Consider the following 596-nt stretch of genomic DNA (forward strand, 5'->3'; position numbering starts at 1 on the left):
TACGAAACAGACACTGAAATCGGTGGCCGTGGGACTTCTGACCAAGAAGGCGGGATTGCTTCAGCCGTTTATGGCGCTAAAATCATGAAAGACTTAGGCTTACTCAACGATGATTATACTGTCTTAGTTGCCGCAACCGTCCAAGAAGAAGACTGCGATGGCTTGAACTGGCATTATATCTTAAGCGAAGAAGACGTTAAGCCTGAATTCGTTGTTTCAACTGAACCAACTGATGGTGGGATCTATCGTGGCCAACGTGGCCGGATGGAAATCCGCGTTGACGTTAAAGGCCAATCTTGCCACGGTTCTGCACCAGAACGTGGTGACAACGCCATTTACAAGATGATGGACATTTTACAAGACGTGCGTCAATTAAACAACAACGGTGACACTGAAAGTACCGTTATCAGTGGCCTGGTTAAGATGTTAAACGAAAAGAACAACCCTGAATGGCAAGAAGCCCGCTTCTTAGGCCGTGGGACCGTGACACCTTCACAAATCTTCTATTCATCTCCTAGTCGTTGTGCCGTTGCCGATGGCTGCTCCGTTTCATTAGACCGTCGGATGACTGCTGGCGAAACTTGGGAAAGCTGCTT

General features: G+C 47.8%; 1 protein-coding gene. It reads left to right on the top strand.

Features of this window, described 5'->3' with window-relative positions:
* A partial coding sequence (locus FC07_RS11975) for a peptidase dimerization domain-containing protein (RefSeq protein ID WP_157050161.1) occupies positions 1 to 596 on the top strand: 596 nt, incomplete at both ends.

Source organism: Loigolactobacillus bifermentans DSM 20003 (assembly GCF_001434575.1).
In the GTDB taxonomy this organism is placed as follows: Bacteria; Bacillota; Bacilli; order Lactobacillales; family Lactobacillaceae; genus Loigolactobacillus; species Loigolactobacillus bifermentans.